17 protein-coding genes are annotated in these 15,647 nt (G+C 53.6%); 8 read left to right on the plus strand and 9 right to left on the minus strand.

Features of this window, described 5'->3' with window-relative positions; all coding sequences use genetic code 11:
* Nucleotides 1–272, plus strand: a 272-nt coding sequence (locus L692_RS28295; RefSeq protein WP_036723023.1) for a putative glycoside hydrolase, incomplete at its 5' end; no start/stop codon positions are given.
* Nucleotides 273–393: 121 nt separating this feature from the next.
* Nucleotides 394–1,767 carry an MATE family efflux transporter gene (locus L692_RS0109765; RefSeq protein WP_025699409.1) on the plus strand — a complete coding sequence of 458 codons (1,374 nt, stop codon included), beginning with the start codon at nt 394–396 and terminating at the stop codon, nt 1,765–1,767.
* 112 nt (nt 1,768–1,879) lie between these two features.
* On the opposite strand, the gene L692_RS0109770 is transcribed toward L692_RS0109765, so the two are convergent.
* The 5 genes from L692_RS0109770 to L692_RS0109790 form a co-directional block, all read right to left on the minus strand.
* Nucleotides 1,880–2,140, minus strand: coding sequence for a metal-sensitive transcriptional regulator (locus L692_RS0109770; protein ID WP_025699411.1), 261 nt, complete (start codon nt 2,138–2,140; stop codon nt 1,880–1,882).
* Nucleotides 2,141–2,167: 27 nt separating this feature from the next.
* Complete coding sequence (locus tag L692_RS0109775; RefSeq protein WP_025699413.1) at nt 2,168–4,663, minus strand: DsrE/DsrF/DrsH-like family protein; 2,496 nt, start codon at nt 4,661–4,663, stop codon at nt 2,168–2,170.
* A 163-nt stretch (nt 4,664–4,826) separates the two neighbouring features.
* Nucleotides 4,827–5,798, minus strand: coding sequence for a 6-phosphofructokinase (gene pfkA, locus L692_RS0109780; RefSeq protein WP_025699415.1), 972 nt, complete (start codon nt 5,796–5,798; stop codon nt 4,827–4,829).
* Nucleotides 5,799–5,822: 24 nt separating this feature from the next.
* Nucleotides 5,823–6,905 carry a tetraprenyl-beta-curcumene synthase family protein gene (locus L692_RS0109785; RefSeq protein ID WP_025699417.1) on the minus strand — a complete coding sequence of 361 codons (1,083 nt, stop codon included), beginning with the start codon at nt 6,903–6,905 and terminating at the stop codon, nt 5,823–5,825.
* Between the two features lie 45 nt (nt 6,906–6,950).
* A complete protein-coding gene (locus L692_RS0109790) occupies nt 6,951–7,148 on the minus strand; it encodes a hypothetical protein (RefSeq protein WP_025699419.1) in 198 nt (65 codons plus the stop codon).
* A 108-nt stretch (nt 7,149–7,256) separates the two neighbouring features.
* On the opposite strand from L692_RS0109790, the gene L692_RS0109795 reads away from it, so the two are divergent.
* Entirely contained in the window at nt 7,257–7,904 is a 648-nt protein-coding gene (locus L692_RS0109795) for a nitroreductase family protein (RefSeq protein WP_025699420.1), read from the plus strand.
* A 236-nt stretch (nt 7,905–8,140) separates the two neighbouring features.
* Here L692_RS0109795 and L692_RS0109800 read toward each other — a convergent pair whose 3' ends face one another.
* The gene (locus L692_RS0109800) at nt 8,141–8,338 is read right to left on the minus strand and encodes a cold shock domain-containing protein (protein ID WP_025699423.1); all 198 of its coding nucleotides are present in this window, start codon (nt 8,336–8,338) and stop codon (nt 8,141–8,143) included.
* Nucleotides 8,339–8,505: 167 nt separating this feature from the next.
* Here L692_RS0109800 and L692_RS0109805 point away from each other — a divergent pair, with 167 nt between their 5' ends.
* The 5 genes from L692_RS0109805 to L692_RS0109825 all read left to right on the plus strand — a co-directional run bounded on the left by L692_RS0109805 (nt 8,506) and on the right by L692_RS0109825 (nt 12,554).
* On the plus strand, nt 8,506–8,739 hold the full coding sequence (locus tag L692_RS0109805; protein WP_025699425.1) for a hypothetical protein: 234 nt from the start codon (nt 8,506–8,508) through the stop codon (nt 8,737–8,739).
* A 2-nt stretch (nt 8,740–8,741) separates the two neighbouring features.
* Nucleotides 8,742–8,912: a hypothetical protein gene (locus L692_RS32605; RefSeq protein ID WP_036723025.1), complete on the plus strand. Its 171-nt coding sequence runs from the start codon at nt 8,742–8,744 to the stop codon at nt 8,910–8,912.
* A gap of 241 nt (nt 8,913–9,153) precedes the next feature.
* Entirely contained in the window at nt 9,154–10,944 is a 1,791-nt protein-coding gene (gene pepF / locus L692_RS0109815; RefSeq protein ID WP_025699427.1) for an oligoendopeptidase F, read from the plus strand.
* Between the two features lie 130 nt (nt 10,945–11,074).
* A complete protein-coding gene (locus L692_RS0109820) occupies nt 11,075–11,407 on the plus strand; it encodes a LapA family protein (RefSeq protein WP_025699428.1) in 333 nt (110 codons plus the stop codon).
* A 22-nt stretch (nt 11,408–11,429) separates the two neighbouring features.
* The gene (locus tag L692_RS0109825) at nt 11,430–12,554 is read left to right on the plus strand and encodes a M42 family metallopeptidase (RefSeq protein ID WP_051503470.1); all 1,125 of its coding nucleotides are present in this window, start codon (nt 11,430–11,432) and stop codon (nt 12,552–12,554) included.
* Nucleotides 12,555–12,619: 65 nt separating this feature from the next.
* Here the strand turns inward: L692_RS0109825 and L692_RS0109830 are convergent, their stop codons facing one another.
* From L692_RS0109830 to L692_RS0109835, 3 genes are all read right to left on the minus strand, one after another.
* Complete coding sequence (locus L692_RS0109830) at nt 12,620–13,804, minus strand: MalY/PatB family protein (RefSeq protein WP_025699431.1); 1,185 nt, start codon at nt 13,802–13,804, stop codon at nt 12,620–12,622.
* A gap of 56 nt (nt 13,805–13,860) precedes the next feature.
* Nucleotides 13,861–14,100, minus strand: coding sequence for a tetratricopeptide repeat protein (locus L692_RS33900; protein ID WP_156940371.1), 240 nt, complete (start codon nt 14,098–14,100; stop codon nt 13,861–13,863).
* Nucleotides 13,998–15,647: ABC-F family ATP-binding cassette domain-containing protein (locus tag L692_RS0109835; RefSeq protein ID WP_025699432.1), on the minus strand; the 1,650-nt coding region annotated here is incomplete at its 5' end. The genes L692_RS33900 and L692_RS0109835, both read right to left, overlap by 103 nt.

Consider the following 15,647-nt stretch of genomic DNA (forward strand, 5'->3'; position numbering starts at 1 on the left):
TCAAGGACCCGGATAAGAATCCCTACGCGACCATTAAAGGCTCTATGGCGGATACCCACAAGAAATTGAATCCGCTGGGCAGCTACAAGCCGATTATCCGGCCCTGGATTCAGGACTTCACGGCCAGTTGGCTCGGCGGCGGACACTACATTAAATATGGCAAGCAGCAGGTGGAAGACCAGATTCGCGCGATGAAGGAGCAGAACATTGACGAATTCCTGCTGTGGAATGCGAGCAACCGCTACACACCCGGCGTCGACTACGAAAAATAACGAATACCGCAATGATTCAATCATCCAGTTTATTCCAATCTTATAATTGGACCAGGGACCCGGCTTAGGTGCCGGGTTCTTTGCTGGAACCGCAAACTTATAGATAATGAGGTATATTTTCATGAAACCGACAACATCCTTCAGTCAAAAGACAATCCAATTTCTCCAGATTCTGTTCCCCATCCTCATCACTCAAATCGCTTTGTCCTCGATCGCTTTTTTCGATACGAACATGTCCGGCAGATTTGGGACCGCTGATCTCGCCGGAGTCGCGATCGGCACCAGCCTCTGGATTCCTGTCCAAACCGGACTGAACGGCATATTAATCGGCCTTACCCCAATCGTCTCGCAGTTACTAGGAAAAAGACGCGACAGCGAAGTGGCTTACAAGGCCATGCAGGGCATCTGGCTGTCGCTTGTCGTATCCGTCTTTGTGCTGGTGCTTGGAGCGCTCGCCCTGGGGCCGGTTCTCGATTTTATGAATCTTGAACCTGCTGTACGGAGCATCGCCTTCCGCTTTCTGAAAGCCATCTCCTTCGGCGTCATTCCGCTGTTCGGGTACACCGTGCTGCGCAGCTGTATGGACGCAACCGGTCAAACCCGGGTGTCCATGTTCATCACGCTGATCGCGCTCCCTGTGAACGTCGGTCTGAATTACCTGCTGATCTTTGGCCATCTCGGCTTTCCCCGCTTGGGCGGCGCCGGGGCCGGTGTGGCTTCCGCCATCACTTATTGGGTGATTTTTGGAGTAGCGCTTCTGTTTATATACCGGGCAGAGCCTTTCCGGAATCTGCGGATTCTCCGCAAATTGCAGGTGCCCTCGGCGGGGGCGATGAAGGAGCAGCTGTTGATCGGCGTGCCGATCGGCTTCTCCATCTTCTTTGAAACGGCCGTCTTCTCCACGGTTACCCTGCTGATGAGCCGGTTCGATACGGCGACGATTGCGGCCCATCAGGCGGCGATCAACTTTGCCTCCATGCTGTACATGATTCCGCTCAGCATTTGCATGAGCCTTACCATTCTCGTCGGCTTCGAGGCGGGCTCGGGAAGATTGAAGGATGCCCGCCAGTACAGCCTGCTCGGCATTTGCTCGGCCGCCGCCATGTCGCTGGCCACCGCGCTTGTGCTGCTCTTTGCCGGCAAGCATGTGGCGGGCTTGTATTCAACCGACCCTGAGGTGATCGAGCGGATTGGGCATTTTCTCATCTATGCAATCTTCTTCCAAATCTCCGACGCTCTTGCCACCCCTACCCAGGGTGCTCTGCGCGGATACAAGGACGTGAACCCGGCCTTTATTATCTGCTTCGTCGCCTACTGGATTATCGGGCTTCCCATCGGCTATGTCCTTGCCGAGCATACCGATCTGAACGCATACGGCTACTGGATCGGGTTGATCACAGGTTTGGCCATCGGAGCGGCGCTCCTGCTCAAGCGGCTGGTCAAGGTCCAGCGCCGATTTGCGGCCCAATATGCAGGTACGCAAGCAGATAGCTAAAGTGATCAGCGGCTGAGAAATTGCAGCACTTTTAGCATAAAAACAGGCCGCTTCTTCTACAGATCAATCTACCGAAGAAGCGGCCCTTTTTCTAAACAGGCATATTTTTCAATTAACGGCTCTTGACAAGAAGTTCTACGGCCTCCTTAATCACCTTATCCGGCGAATGACCCTTGGCTAATTCTTCTTGTATACAGTGCTCCAGATTCGATCCAATCACCGACCCGACCGTCCGGTCAACGGCAGTTCGGATTGCGGTTAATTGGGTAACGATATCCCGACAATCTTTTCCTTCTTCTAACATAGCGAGAACGCCGCGGACCTGCCCTTCAATCCGTTTCAGCCTGTTTTTAATCGCGTTATCGTATTCCATATTCATTCCTCTCTTCGATATCCGGCTTCAGATAAAAAGATTCTGTCCTGAATCGCCGGCAGCGCCGATGTAGCTAGCCACCCCGGCAAAATCGACTCCGTCAATCAGTTCCTCCCGCCGGATGCCCATAATGTCCATGCTCATTGTGCAAGCGATCATCCGGACGCCCGACTTGGCAGCATTCTCAATCAGCTTTTCCAAGGAATCAACGTTTTTCCGCCGCATGACGCTTCTTATCATTCTGGCTCCTAACCCGCCCATGTTCATTTTCGACAGCGGCAGACCCTTCGTTCCCTTGGGCAGCATCAGACCGAACATCTTATCCATCCCGCTCTTGTTCAACCGGGGGGCTTTCGGCCTGCGCAATAGATTCAGACCCCAAAATGTAAAGAACATCGTAACTTTCTTTCCCATCGCAGCCGCGCCGGAAGCTATGATAAACGATGCGATCGCCTTATCCAAGTCCCCGCTGAAGACCACCATCGTCGTTCCATCCGCAGTTGGCTTTGTGGCCTGTTCACCTGTTAGGGCTCTTTGACTGCTCTCCCCTTTGCAAATCAGGGCTTTGACCTTGCCGCTTTCTATATTTACAGACTCAAGCGTATGGCCCATGCTCCGGCACCACTGCTCGATATCCGGCGCGAATCCGAAATCCGTCGCTGTTATCTCCAGCCGCTGCCCTTCCGTCAGGCCTTGCACTGTTTCATACACTTTGAGTATAGGGCCGGGGCACTGCAATCCGCAAGCGTCCACTTGTATGGTCTGTTCAGCGCCCACCGGCGCTTCCGCTCTTTCTCCATGAATCGCGATTGCAGCAGACGAGGCATGGCCAGCCGGCTCAATGGAACCGTCATGCGGAGCAGCAGATCCGCCAATCCCCGCTGCCATGGATGCGTATGTCTTGTAACCCCCGTCCACGTTCCTCACTTTGAATCCGTGCTGAACAAGCATCCTTGCCGCAATATACCCGCGGAGACCCACCTGGCAGCTGACCGCGATCTCGCTGTTTGAAGGGAGTTCGCCAAGACGGTCCCGAAGCGCAGCCAGCGGTATAGGAATAGAGCCTGGAATAAACCCGGCCATCCGCTCGGCTTCATCTCTAACATCAATCAAGGTTCCGCCCTTTTGCACAAAATCGTCCACTTCATGCCACTGCATAATCTCAACCAGACCCTCCGATATATTGGAGGCTACATATCCGGCCATATTCACCGGATCTTTGGCCGAGGAATACGGCGGCGCATAGGCGAGTTCAATATCAGCCAGCTCATGCGCCTTCATTCCCCCGCGTATGGCAGTGGCGATAACATCAATTCTTTTGTCTACCCCTTCTGCCCCGATAGCCTGGGCACCGAAAATGGTTCCGGTATCCTTGTCGAACAGCAGTTTCAACGCAATCGGCGAAGCCCCCGGATAATAGCCTGCATGGGACCCGGGATGGATATGAATGGCTTGATACGGAATACCGAGCCTCTTAAGCGTCTTCTCGTTGTTGCCTGTAACGCTGGCAGTCAGACTGAAGACTTTGATAATGGCCGTTCCCAAAGAACCTTTGTAGTCAATGTTCTGCCCGTTGATGTGATCGGCCGCAAGCCGCCCCTGGCGATTCGCTCCCCAAGCAAGCGGAGCAAGCGTTTCATAACCTTGTACACGGTCCTTGACTTCGATGGCATCACCGACGGCGTAGATCGCGGGATCACTCGTTTGAAGCTGTTCATTGACGCGGATCGCCCCCCTGATCCCCAATGCAAGACCGCTATTCCTGGCGAGCTCGTTCTCCGGCGTTACACCGATAGCAAGAATAATCAGATCGGTTTCCAATACCCGGCCTGATGAAAGACGTATCACCCTGCCCTCCATCTCGATCGCTTCAACTTCCGTTTGCAGCAGCACCTCGACGTTGTTCAGCTCCATATGCCGTTGAATGAGCACCGACATTTCCGAATCGAACGGATGAAGAAGCTGTTCTCCCCGGTCGATTACAGTTACACTCAGGCCCCTCTCCCGTAGATTTTCCGCCATTTCCAGACCGATGAAGCCAGCTCCAATGACCGTTGCGTGCTTAGGCTGGTTTTCATCAACGCAGGTCTTGATCCGGTCCGTGTCGTGTATATTTCGCAGCGTGAACAAATTTCCGGCTTTGCCGATTCCCGGTATGTCCGGCATGATCGGCTTCGCTCCGGGAGAAAGCACTAGAACATCATATGCCTGGATTCCCAATTCTCCGGTTAATGTACTGCGATAGCCGATGATCTTCGCGCTCCGGTTGATCTCCGTCACTTCCGTAAGAGGCCGGACATCAATATTGAACCGTTCTCTGATTCCTTGCGACGTTTGGACGAATAATTTGTCCCTTGACTCAATGGAGCCGCCGATATAATACGGCAGACCGCAGTTGGCAAAAGATACGTGCTCCCCGCGTTCGAACATGATAATCCGGTCCTCTTCATTCCATCTGCGAAGCCGTGCAGCGGCCGAAGCGCCGCCAGCTACTCCTCCAACAATTACTATCGTTCTCCCCATATACAACCTCCCTATATACCCTATGGGGTATATGATATACGGGTGGGGGTATTTAGTCAATGCTTAATTGTTGTCAATACATGGACTGCTGTATAGTTCAAAGCATCAAAAAAGCCCTGCGCCGATTTGCGCAGGGCTTGTACTTATAAAATAATCGGATCTCTTACTGTGATAGACGCAAAGCCAGGTTATATGTCTCCAGATCAAATTCTTTCTTCGAATTGACGACAAGATCGATATCGGTAAGGGTAAGCTCGCCATTAATGATGCCGCAGGCTTTGCCGGATTCACCCTCGATCAGTTTGCGCACGGCAAAATCACCCAGGCGGCTCGCCAGATTACGGTCGGCCGGTGTTGGGCTGCCCCCACGCTGGATATGTCCCAATACGGTTACACGCGCGTCGATCGAAGCGTGCCGGTCTTTGAGCGCCTGTGCGATATCTTCGCCTTTGCCTACGCCTTCCGCTACGATAATGATACTGTGGCGCTTGCCTCTGGCAAAGTTGTCTTTCATCCGGTCTGCCACTTCGTCCAGATCAAAAGGCATTTCCGGCACAAGGATGGTTTCCGCACCGGAAGCCAGTCCCGCATGCAGGGCGATGTCGCCGCAGTGCCGTCCCATAACTTCGACGACAGAAGAACGCTCATGGGAAGACATCGTATCGCGCAGCTTGTTAATGGCATCCACGACAACGCTGACAGCGGTATCGAAACCGATGGTATAGTCGGTGAAGGAGATGTCGTTGTCAATCGTTCCCGGAAGACCCATCGTCTTGATGCCGAGCTTGCTCAATTTATTCGCCCCGTTGTAAGAGCCGTCGCCTCCGATTACGACCAGTCCGTCGATACCGTACTCGCGAAGGATGTCGGCGCCTTTTTGCTGTCCGGCCGGCTTCAAGAATTCCAGACAGCGGGCCGATTGAAGAATAGTGCCGCCACGCTGAATAATGTCGCCGACGCTGCGAATCGTCATCGGAAAGATATCCTGGTTCAACAGCCCTTGATATCCGCGTTGAATACCGAACACATCAATGCCATGATAAATAGCGCTGCGCACAACGGCGCGAACGGCGGCGTTCATCCCTTGCGAATCTCCACCGCTTGTCAATACTGCAATTTTCTTCAACTCTGCCATACCAATGGTTTCCTCCTTAGAATGCTAATACAAATGCTTGCGTATCCACCGGCTGTTGACCAAGAAGAACAGTCTGGTAAGCGGACTTCTCTTCATCAGCCGTCTCGACACTGAGCGAACCTCCCGCTGTTCGCTGACTTTCGGATCGGATAAATACAATGCCAGCAGCCCCTCGATGACCATCCGGTGCAGGGGAGTCTCAGGTATGTTCCGAACATCTTTTCGTGCCCATTCCACGATTGAAGCGATCCGGTTCAGCATAATATCCGTATTGTCATAGTAATTACAGAAATTGAGATCGCCGCCGGTCCGGTCTTCTTCCTGGTCAATCAGGTAGTCCAGCATAATATGCAGGCAGCATAAATGCGGGAAATACCCGGACCGGATTAAGGAAACGTCCGGCTTGGTCAGCCTTGAATCGCAGGAAGCCAGAAAAAGCATAAAGACACCTAATGTCGATCCAGTTGCGGCCGCAAATTCATTCCAATATAATTGCGGCGCCCTGCTTCGGTTCTCCTCCCACCATTCCTTAAGCGCAGCTTCTCTCAGTTCGGGACGAATATGCTTGTATACCTGAAGGTCCGTATACAATTCAGCCAGATCATGAATTTCGGAAGCCGCCGACATATATCCGGGAAGCCTTGAAATCATGTTCTGACAAGTAAGGACCAGCCGATGCAAATATCCTCCGTCATTCTGTTCACTGCGGAGCGCATAATAATTAACCGGTTCGGCACCTGGTGTAATCGCATCCAGCATCGATTGGTGCAGCAGCCTGAAGTCCTCCGGGTCCAGAGAAGTGCTCCGGTCGCACAGGTTGTCCAAGTAATCGCTTATCGTCTGATAAGCGACTATCAGCGGGATGAGAATGTGCCTCATCGGTAAATTGCCGGCGGCGTAAACACCTCCGCCTTCGCAATGAAACTGCTTCGTTTCGAGGCTTGCGAGCGCTTGCTTTCGAAGCTCGGGATCGGGAATCCCTTCCGCATCCTTGCGCCAGAGATGGAGACAGTTCCTTACCTCGGGCAGCACGTACTTGTAGAATCTGCTCATCAAAGCGATCGGGCCACGCGGACTCAGGGAACGGCCTTGCTCAAATTCACTCAATGACGGTGCCTCCACATTGTTGTCTCCTTATCCAAATCATCATTATTATAATATGATCCAAACGTTTGTACAAACAACAATATCACTTTTGAAATCCCTCAAAACCTTCATACGAGCAATGCAAAGCCAGCTTTCGAGAGAACCCGCCATCCTGGCGGCGATCAGGCGCAACGGCTGCGCTTCTTTTGCCCATTGGGCAAACCCTGCTTCAGTCCTATTTATTCTTTCCTTTCTATCCTCCACATAATACCCTGCTTTATCTCAACCCTTCTCACCTGAAAGAAGTTACGCTATAATAGATTCAGGAGCAGATATTAGTACCTGGTAACAATATTGGAAGGGGCAATAGCAATGATTTTTGACGAATTCAAGCAGTTGGCACAGTCCCGCCGCAGTATCCGGGATTTCAGCGAAAAGGATGTGCTTCCGGAAGACGTAAGGGATATTGTAGACTGCGCCCGTTTTGCTCCCAGCGATACGAATTCGCAGACCTGGGAGTTTATCGCCGTGATGAACCGCGACAAAATCAAAGTAATCGAAGCGTTTACTTGGGAACGGTTGAAAGAAATCGCCGCAGCGGCGGAACAACGCGGATTGGCTCGGGAAGCCAAGCTGATGGTGAAGTCGTTTGGTCCATACGCGACCGCTTTCGGCAGCGCTCCAGCGATGATTATTTGCCTGGCGACCCCTTACACTTCGAAGTTCCGGGAACGTATTTTCGACCCGCTTGAATTCGGCAGTCCGGAGATCTGGGCCGAAGAAGGGATCAAGAGCAGCAGCCTGTCCATCCAGAATCTGATGCTCGCCGCCCACGCCAAAGGACTCGCCACCTGCCCGATGACAGGCCCCGTGCTGCTGGCCGAGCAGAATCTAAGAGAATATTTGAATATCTCCGAAGACCGGCGGATCAATATGGCGGTTGCGCTTGGACATCCCGCTGTTCAGCCCAAGATGATTGCCCGCAAAGAGATCGATGAGATTCTGACCATTGTAGAGTAAGGCTCTTGTATCGCCAAAAAGGGCCTGCCCTCCTCCTTCAAGAGAGCGGCAGAGCCCTGATTATTAAAGGAAAGACGTCCTATCCGTTAGCTAACCCGATCAGCGAAAAAAATAAAAACACAGCTCCCATTAAAGAGAACTGTGTCTTGAGTTATACCTTGGTTGGGTTGCGCCTTAATAAAAGCTTACCATATCAAGTATATTCAGAGCGAAGGGCTGCTCCCTTCCGCCTTGTCTTACAGTTTGGTTACGTTAGCTGCTTGCGGCCCACGGTTGCCTTCAGTGATTTCGAATTCAACGGATTGACCTTCTTCCAAAGTTTTGAAGCCTTCTCCTTGGATTGCGGAAAAATGAACGAATACGTCTTCGCCGCCGTCAACTTGGATGAAACCGTAGCCTTTTTCTGCGTTAAACCATTTTACTGTACCTTTCAAGTGAACAACCTCCTAAAAATACCGCCATATATGGCGAATAACTACATTATACTTCAATCTTGCAGGCAAAGCAATCCATCTTTTCATCGACCCGGAATTATTTGCTTTTCCCTTCTCCGGTGCGGTATCATTTATCAAAAGCCAAATATCGCCAGGGTGGGACAACTATGATCAAAAAACACGAAATATACAAGACGGATAAATGGAACATGATGACTGTGGAGGTCCAGGGCCGCTATATTATACTCCGGGAGATATCCGACCAGTGGGGCGAAGAAACGCACACCTTCCTGAGCCGTCCCGCGTTGATGCAGTGGGTGAATAACCGGTTCAACAAGGAATCCTACAGAGATAATGAAGAAGAGTATAATCGCATCATGGCGGCGTTTAAGCAGGTGTAAGCATGAACAATGAAAGTCTCGCCATATACGTCGTCACCGTTTTATGCCTGGGCGCTGTGGTAATTATGAGCAAGGACCGTCTTGATCCCCGATTGAAAAGGGGCCTCGCGTTAATTACGGTAGTAATGATTGCGCTGGCTTTTGTCTTCGTCATTTTCGACTTGCTGACATAAACGTTAAGCGGGCAAATGGCATACGGCGCAGGAATAGATTCATAAATAAGATTCATAATCGCCATTTGACGGGGAATACTAGGGCGGACCTTACATTAATAAGGAGGCCCCCGTCATGACCTTTGCCGCCCGATCTCTTTCAGCGCTGCTTGTGCTCGGTCTGCTGCAAGGGGACTTCTCCTCCGCCGCGGCCAACCGGCAGCCCGTGCTGGTCTCATCCCATTTATTAAGGAGGATTCCCATGGAACAATTATTGAAGAGAAACGAAGTGCCCGCCGAGAACCGCTGGAAGCTGGAAGATATGTTTGCTTCCCAGCAGGAATGGGACAAAACTTATGACGAAGCCAAGAAGCTGATTGAGGAAGCCTCCAAATTCCAGGGCAAGCTAAATACCGCTTCCGCGCTGAAAGAATGCTTCGAGCTGGACGATGAACTGTCGCTTAAGACGGAACGTCTTTATGTATACGCCCATATGCGGCAGGATGAAGATACCGCCAATCCGGTCTATCAGGCTCTGTCGCAGAAAGCGAAGAAGCTTGGCGTAGATTCAGGAGAGGCGCTCTCCTATGTGACTCCGGAAATTCTGGCGCTGCCCGTCGAGAAGCTTGACGAGCTCATCGCCGATCCGGCGCTGTCGGAATATACATTTACGCTGACCGAAATGAAGCGTCAGAAAGCGCATGTTCTCTCTAAAGCGGAGGAAGCGCTGCTCGCGCAGGTCGGCACGCTGTCCCAGGCTCCGCAAAATATTTTTGGCATGCTGAACAACGCCGATCTCAAATTCCCGAAAATCAAGGATGAAACCGGCAAAGAGGTCGAGCTGACCCACGGAAGCTACATAAAGTTCCTTGAGAGCCCGAACCGCGAGGTTCGCCAGAACGCATTCAAGGCGGTGTACGACACCTATGCCAAGCAGAAGAACACGATCGCCGCGACGTTGAGCGCCAACGTGAACAAGAATGTATTTTATTCGCGGGTGCGGAAGTATCCTTCCGTTCTGGAGATGTCCCTGTTCGGAGACAACATTTCCAAAGAGGTCTACACGAACCTCATCGACACGATCCACGAGAGCCTGCCGCTGATGCACCGTTACATGAAGCTGCGCCAGAAGCTGCTGGGCGTCGATGAGCTTCATATGTATGATCTGTTCGCGCCGCTGGTGGACGAATACAAGATGGATATTCCTTTTGCCGAAGCCAAAAGAATCACGAAGGAAGGCCTCAAGCCGCTGGGCGTGGATTACTTGAAGACACTCCAGGAGGGCTACGACAACGGCTGGATCGATGTGTACGAGAACGAGAACAAACGCACCGGAGCTTACAGCTGGGGGGCCTACGGCACTCATCCGTATGTCCTGCTCAACCACAACGACAACCTGAACAGCATGTTCACGCTGGCGCATGAAATGGGCCACGCCCTTCACTCGTACTATTCGGATAATGCGCTGAAATACCGTGACGCCCAATACACCATCTTCCTTGCGGAGGTGGCTTCGACAACCAATGAAGCGCTCCTGATGCATTATTTGCTGGAAAAATCGACGGACAAGAAGGAAAAAATGTATCTGCTCACCTACTATGCGGACCAGTTCCGCACCACGGTGTTCCGTCAAACGATGTTCGCCGAATTCGAGAAGATCGTTCACGAGCGCGCCGAAAAAGGCGATTCCCTGACACCGCAGGATCTCTCATCCATTTACTATGATCTGAACCTTAAATATTATGGCGAGGACATGGTTGTGGATAAGGACATCGAGATGGAATGGGCGCGGATTCCACATTTCTATAACAGCTTCTATGTCTACAAATATGCGACAGGCTTCTCGGCGGCGACCAGCTTCTCCAAGCAGATTCTGGAGGAAGGCAAACCGGCGGTTGACCGTTATCTCGGTTTCCTGAAGAGCGGCGGCAGCGACTACTCCATCAATATTCTGAAAAAAGCGGGCGTCGACATGTCGTCGCCTCAGCCGATCCGCGAAGCGATGAGCGTCTTTGAAGACGTGATCGAACAAATGGAGCAATTGACTAAGTAAATTGTGTGCCATGCACCGATTTCGGCTGCAAGTCCATATCGTCCCTTGCCCTTTCCGGGTAAGGGACTTTATAATGTAAAGCGGCCGCTTAAACCGCGGATTCGTCATTTCCCCAAGGAGGAAGTTTGTTATGAAAATGCAATGGTCTTTAATTTTTGGCCTGATATTTGCGCTGCTGATCGCCCTTTTCGCTGTCATCAACGTCGATCCGGTTCAGGTGAATTTCGGCTTCAGCATTGTGTCGCTCCCGCTGATCCTGGTCATTCTCAGCTGCGCGCTCATCGGCGGCGTCATCGTGGGCTCGTACGGGATATTCCGCCAATACAAGCAGCAAAGAAAGATTAAATCCCTTACTGCCGAGCTCACGAAGGCGAATGAAAAAATCGCCGAACTGGAAGCGGCGAATACGGCGGACGCGCTGGCGGAGAGCGCCATTCCCGGCGGAACGACAACATTTAATTAACCCCCTGGGAGACCGATCATGAATGAAAAAGACAGGAGGATATCATTTGCCAATCCTTGCGATCCAGCCCAATGAAGAATACATTCTGGCCGTTCTCAAGAAACTGCTCGACACGCCAAGTCCAAGCGGCTTCACCTATGCCGTACTGAAGCTTGTCGCCGAGGAGGCCGCCGCTCTGGGCGCAAGCCTGTCCTGGAATGAAAAAGGCGGGCTAATCTTACGTGTGGAAGGCCTCGACCCTTCCCGAACCATTGGGCTGAGCGCCCATGTCGATACACTGGGGGCGATGGTCCGCTCCATCCGTCCGGACGGCACGCTGCGCCTGACCTCCGTCGGCGGCTTCACCATGTACAGCATCGAGAATGAATACTGCGTCATTCATACACGCAGCGGCAAGACCTACACCGGGACGATCCTGTCGACCCGTCCTTCCGCCCATGCCTATCCCGCGGATGCCCGGGATATCAAGCGGATCGAAGAAAATATGGAGGTCCGTATCGACGAACTGGTGTCCGGCAAGGACGATGTGCTGAAGCTTGGCATCGTGCCCGGCGATTTCATCTCGTTCGACGCCCGCCCCGTGTTCACGCCAAGCGGCTATATCAAGTCCCGCCACCTGGACGACAAGGCAAGCGTGGCCGCTCTCTTGGGCCTGCTGGAAAGCATCAAGCGCGAGGGCTGGAAACCGCTGCACAATCTGTCTCTGCTGATCTCCAACTATGAAGAGGTCGGACACGGCGCTGCCTGGATTCCCGGTGAAATCAGCGAGCTGATCGCCGTCGATATGGGTGTCCTGGGCGATGACTTAAGCTGCAAGGAGACCGACGTGTCGATCTGCGCCAAAGATTCCACCGGACCTTATGATTATATGATGACCGGACGGCTGATTGAGCTGGCTCAAGGTCTGGGTATCCCGCATGCGGTCGACATTTATCCGCATTACGGCTCCGACGCGTCCGCAGCGCTTCACGGCGGCGCCAATATCCGGGCTGCGTTGATCGGCCCGGGCGTCCACGCCTCCCATTCGATGGAGCGCACACATAAGCAGGCCGTATTCAATACGGCCAAGCTGCTGGCCGCTTATGTCGGAGCGAATCGAAACAAGGCTGCCCGGCCTGAAATACAGCCGGAGCAGCCGGATGCATGAATAAGGGAGGCCTCTTTGGCCTCCCTTGTATTTTTCACAGCACAGACACGCTGCCCAAGAAGAATTTACTTCACAGCAATCTTCGCGGCGGCGGCGCTGAAACGCTCCAAGGCTGTCTGCAAAATCGATCTCGGGCAGGCCACATTGATCCGCAGAAACCCCTCGCCTTCGCTTCCGTACACTGAACCTTCATTAAAAGCGACGCCGGCCTCTTGATACATCAGCTTTTTCAGCCCGGCTCCGTTCAGACCAAGCGCCCGGCAATCGACCCACAGCAGGTAGGTAGCCTCGGGCTTCATGACCTTGACTTGCGGCAGATGCTCGGCCAGATAGCGCGTCGCATAATCCATATTGCCGTTGATGTAGGCGATCAGCTCGTCTACCCACTCATCCCCTTCGTTATAGGCCGCTTCAACCGCATCCTGGGCGAAAAAGCTGGCCATATGCAGACTGAGCGCCTTGATCCGCGTCTCGAATTTGCGCTTCATTGCGGGATTCGACGCCACGACGAAAGAAGAATGAATCCCCGGCAAATTAAAGGTCTTGGTCGGAGCCAGCGCCATGAGCGTAATATCCGACAGCTCCTTGGACAGCGAGGCGAACGGAATGTGCTTGTGTCCGGGAAGCGCCAGATCGCAGTGAATTTCATCGGAAACCACGGTAACTCCGTATTGCAGGCACAACTCTCCGAGGCGCAGCAGCTCCTCGCGCTCCCATACCCGTCCGCCGGGATTATGCGGGCTGCACAGCAGCAGCAGCTTGGCGCCGCCCTTCATCAGCCCTTCCAATTGCTCATAATCCATTTCATAGCGCCCGTTGCGGAGCACGAGCGGATTGTCGGCCACTTTGCGGCCGTTCATTTTGATGACATCATAGAAAGGATAATATACCGGCGATTGCAAAATAACCTCGGCCCCCGGTTCGCTGAACAGCTCAACCGCCAGGCTTAGCGTAGTGACGATACCGGGCGATTGAACGATCCATTCCTTGGAAAGCTCCCAATCGTGGCGGCGGCGGAACCATCCGGTGATCGAATCTATATACGAATCGCTGAGGATGCAGTATCCGTAAATGCCCTGCTCCGCGCGGCGAACGAGCGCCTCCTTCACGGCCGGAGGACTTTCAAAGTCCATATCCGCCACCCACAGCGGCAAAATCTCCTTGTTCCCGAACAGCTTTTCCACCTGGTCCCATTTGTAGGAATGCGTATTGCTACGGTCCTGAACACGGTCAAAATCATACTTTGTCAATGCATTCACCCCATTTTTGATTTTATTATCTTCCATCCGCCACTGCCAATACCCGCCTATTGCCAACGCAGCAGCTTCTCCGATTGTTCGTATTCACCTGATGTCCGATATGTATTGCCTAATCCCCAAAGAGCGCCGGGCCTCCGTTCATCGGCCAACCCGGCAGACAAGCTTTGTTCATGAAAGGGAACGGCTACGATTTGTTCGCGATCTTTTCCGCCAGCTCGTTCAAATAAGTCCAGCGTTCCAGCAGCCGCTCCAGCTCCGCCTCGGCCAAGCGCTGCTCCTCCACCAATTGCTGGAGCTTCGCGGAATCGGCAAAGGCCGCCTCCATCTGAGCCGCAATGGAGCTTACCCTCTGCTCGGCCTGCTCAACGAGGCTGTCGATCTCTTCATATTCCCGTTGTTCCTTATAAGAAAATTTCAATTTCTCCCGGGCCGGAGCCGGAGCCGCTTCGCCTTGCGGAGACTCGCCGCCTGCGCCGCGCTTGGCCGCCGTCTCATCCTTCCCGCCGCCTGCCGAGCCGCGGACCGGCGCGTTCTTCGCCAGCCACTCCTCATACTCGCTGTAATCGCCGACATGAACGCGGATTGTCCCGTCCTCAAACGCAATAATCTTGTCGATTGTCCGGTCCAGAAAGAACCGGTCATGCGAGACGGTGAAGACGACGCCCGGAAACTCATCCAGATAGTCCTCCAATATTGCAAGTGTGCCGATATCCAGATCATTGGTCGGTTCGTCGAGCAGCAGCACATTGGGAGCGCTCATCAGCACGCGCAGAAGATACAGTCTTCTCTTCTCCCCGCCGGACAGCTTCGAGATCGGCGTCCACTGCATCGCGGGCGGGAACAGGAAGCGCTCCAGCATCTGGGCCGCCGTAATAGCAGAGCCGTCCGCCGTCCGGACAACCTCGGCCTCTTCCTTGATGTACTCAATCACCCGCAGCGAATCGTCCATATCCTGATGCTCCTGGGTGAAATAGCCCAGCTTCACCGTCGGTCCGAGCACCACTACGCCGCTGTCTGGCTGAAGCTTGCCGGCAATCAGATTGAGCAGCGTCGATTTGCCGCTGCCGTTCGGCCCGACGATGCCGACGCGGTCCTGCGGGACGGCGATATAGCTCAAATCCTGAATGAGCTTCCGGCCGCCCCGCGACATCGCAAGATTCTCTATCTCAAGAATCTTGCGCCCGAGCCTTGTGGAAGCGGCGGAAATCTCCAGCTGGCTGCCGGAGGATACGCCTTGCTGCTCTTTCAGCTTCTCGAAGCGCTCGATTCTCGCCTTCTGCTTCGTCGACCGCGCCTTGGCGCCGCGTCTGATCCAGGCCAGCTCGCTGCGCAGCAGATTCTGCCGCTTCTGCTCGGAAGCGGCCTCCCGCTCTTCACGCTCGGCCTTAAGCTCCAGGAAGCGGGAATAGTTCGCTTCATAACGGAACAGCCGCCCCTGATCCAGCTCCAGCATAACGCCCGCGACCCGCTCCAGAAAGTAGCGGTCATGCGTCACCATCAGCAGCGCGCCGCGCCGCTTCTGCAGATACTGCTCTAGCCAGGCGACCGAGGACGTGTCGATATGGTTAGTGGGCTCGTCCAGAATGAGCAGTTCCGAAGGGGTAATCAGGGCCGCCGCCAGCGCGACCCGTTTGCGCTGGCCGCCGGAAAGCGCACCCATGCGCGCGTCGAACTGCTGGATTCCGAGCTTCGACAGCACGCTTTTCGCTTCGCTCTCCAGGTGCCAGAGTCCTGCCGCGTCAATGTCCTGACCCTGGAGGACCAGCTCTTGCTCCAGCCCGGCATTGCCCGGATCGGCTTCCAGCCGCGCCGCCGTCTCCATGTACCGCCGCAT

This window comes from Paenibacillus forsythiae T98 (genome assembly GCF_000520735.1).
GTDB classification, from domain to species: Bacteria; Bacillota; Bacilli; order Paenibacillales; family Paenibacillaceae; genus Paenibacillus_AQ; species Paenibacillus_AQ forsythiae.

Coding starts and splice junctions, on each gene's coding strand:
- L692_RS0109825 (WP_051503470.1), top strand. CDS start 11,430: ATGAAAAAGACAGGAGGATATCATTTGCCAATCCTTGCGATCCAGCCC.
- L692_RS0109795 (WP_025699420.1), top strand. CDS start 7,257: ATGATTTTTGACGAATTCAAGCAGTTGGCACAGTCCCGCCGCAGTATC.
- L692_RS0109770 (WP_025699411.1), bottom strand. CDS start 2,140: ATGGAATACGATAACGCGATTAAAAACAGGCTGAAACGGATTGAAGGG.
- L692_RS0109820 (WP_025699428.1), top strand. CDS start 11,075: ATGAAAATGCAATGGTCTTTAATTTTTGGCCTGATATTTGCGCTGCTG.
- L692_RS0109765 (WP_025699409.1), top strand. CDS start 394: ATGAAACCGACAACATCCTTCAGTCAAAAGACAATCCAATTTCTCCAG.
- pepF (WP_025699427.1), top strand. CDS start 9,154: ATGGAACAATTATTGAAGAGAAACGAAGTGCCCGCCGAGAACCGCTGG.
- L692_RS0109775 (WP_025699413.1), bottom strand. CDS start 4,663: ATGGGGAGAACGATAGTAATTGTTGGAGGAGTAGCTGGCGGCGCTTCG.
- L692_RS32605 (WP_036723025.1), top strand. CDS start 8,742: ATGAACAATGAAAGTCTCGCCATATACGTCGTCACCGTTTTATGCCTG.
- pfkA (WP_025699415.1), bottom strand. CDS start 5,798: ATGGCAGAGTTGAAGAAAATTGCAGTATTGACAAGCGGTGGAGATTCG.
- L692_RS0109805 (WP_025699425.1), top strand. CDS start 8,506: ATGATCAAAAAACACGAAATATACAAGACGGATAAATGGAACATGATG.